Source organism: Vibrio nigripulchritudo ATCC 27043 (assembly GCF_000222685.1).
In the GTDB taxonomy this organism is placed as follows: Bacteria; Pseudomonadota; Gammaproteobacteria; order Enterobacterales; family Vibrionaceae; genus Vibrio; species Vibrio nigripulchritudo.
The window spans coordinates 1-1885 of the sequence record NZ_AFWJ01000188.1; the positions used below are offsets into that span (position 1 = coordinate 1).

Sequence of the window (1885 nt, forward strand, 5' to 3'; positions counted from 1 at the left end):
TCCAATCAATGTTGTCCTTAACACTCAAATCCACAAGTGCAATGAACTCTTGTCCCGTGAGAAGTCCGTTTTCTAAGCCATCATAATCTACCACTGTCACCGTAAGTGGCACATGCGATTCAACGTAACTCTTGAAATAGTTACTTTGAATATTCTTGTTGGTAATGAACATTATATTAGCTTTATTGCTTGCGTTATCCATACTAATACCAATTTTCCATCAGTCTATGTTAATGCCTTTTTTGTAAGAGTATCTCCGTACTCATTGTTTTCTAGCATCATTCTTATCTAGTCAACCGACTTAATAAAGTAAGCAGAAACTTGAGAGTATACAATTGCCAAGTGACTTTGCAAAAAAAACTATTCTATATATATACCTTTATAACTTCTTTCTTAGTATTGAGACGGGAAATACCCACATACTAATAAGGTAGATTTATAAAACTTTTCTCTCAATTCCTCTTTCTAATACATTTCTAAACTCAGTACTAGAATATTAGTGCAAACTGAGAATGCCAGCCAAAAAAGTGCTAGGGTCATTGCAACGTAGAGACAGTACGATATTCGATGCCACTTACCATATTGCATTCATTTGAATGCATGACATCAACCGCAAAAATAATCACCAAGCTTATAAATATGCAATTTATTGTTGATTTATTTCAATTTAATTGAGCTTTAATTTACGCTGGGTTACCACTATCACAGATCCCCCAATACCCCTGGGCTACACTTAAGTTTTAACACTTGGTATTGGAATTTATGAGCAATAGTCAAAGAGAGATAACACTACGCTTTCTGGCTGAACCGACAGACGTCAATTTTGGTGGCAAAGTCCACGGTGGCGCCGTAATGAAGTGGATTGACCTTGCCGCATACGCCTGTGCGGCTGGGTGGAGTGGTAAATACTGTATTACAGCCTACGCAGGCGGCATTCGATTTGTCGCCCCTATACGAGTAGGTAATCTGGTAGAAGTAACAGCCAAAGTCATATACACCGGTCGCTCTTCAATGCACATTGCACTCGATGTGCAGGCGGGAGACCCAAAATCCGCATCCAAGATACTCACTACGCACTGTATCGTTATCATGGTGGCAGTGGATGAAAATGGTCAGCCTACCCAAGTCCCTGAATGGGTGCCTTCTACCCCAGAAGATATCGAACTCAGAGAATCAGCGATTCGCTTGATGGAAATGAGAAAACAGATTGGTGCTGAGATGGAAGCCCATGTTAAAGATAAATAACTGATTTAACGTATGGCTCACTTTATCGCTGTGGCACGAAAAGTGAGCTCTTCTTAAAATTCTTAAGCGTGAGCAATATCACAGCAACTTTCTTTCTTATTTGGCTCACAAGTTCTTTCACAGTAGTTAACAAAACCACTCATTTCCAAGGTACTGTATTTGCGAAAAAACATCATTTTCGGCTAAGCCTGCTGTACCGCTCACTGTCATCATTTCTTAACGAATTTTTGCTTCAATGTGCGATGCTTCCCTTATCTGAAAGCACGAAGTTTCCTGCCAATGGAAACAAAATTCAGCATACACAACAACAAGAAGCTTTTAATCAACAATGATGAAATTAAGTGAACAGACAATCCGGAATCTTAAGTCAGTGGAATATCAGTGGGTAAGAACTCTGTATGTGGAGGGCTATCAATCCAATGAAATCAACCGCTACATTCAGACGTGCTTTGGAGGTGATGACGTGTTTGCGGATTTATTTCGTCGTGTGGCTTTGGATCAGGAGAGCATATACGTATTGATGCAACACTTGGGTTGGGCTCCATCCAGCAAGGAAAATCTTTAGCACTCCTCACTTACAGTTTTCTCACTAATAAGATTGAAGTGAGCCGCAATTTCATTGATAGGTTGATTACTAAGT

General features: G+C 39.7%; 3 protein-coding genes. 2 read left to right on the forward strand and 1 reads right to left on the reverse strand.

What is annotated here, in order from left to right:
- Positions 1 to 202, reverse strand: a 202-nt coding sequence (locus RH89_RS30235) for a hypothetical protein (protein WP_004403401.1), incomplete at its 3' end; no start/stop codon positions are given.
- Between the two features lie 560 nt (positions 203 to 762).
- Between RH89_RS30235 and RH89_RS14600 the strand changes: the two genes are divergently transcribed.
- Both RH89_RS14600 and RH89_RS14610 read left to right on the forward strand, forming a co-directional pair.
- Positions 763 to 1245 carry an acyl-CoA thioesterase gene (locus tag RH89_RS14600; protein WP_004403402.1) on the forward strand — a complete coding sequence of 161 codons (483 nt, stop codon included), beginning with the start codon at positions 763 to 765 and terminating at the stop codon, positions 1243 to 1245.
- A gap of 328 nt (positions 1246 to 1573) precedes the next feature.
- Positions 1574 to 1810 (forward strand): hypothetical protein, encoded by a 237-nt coding sequence (locus tag RH89_RS14610; RefSeq protein ID WP_004403405.1) that lies wholly within the window; start codon positions 1574 to 1576, stop codon positions 1808 to 1810.
- Positions 1811 to 1885 lie beyond the last annotated feature (75 nt).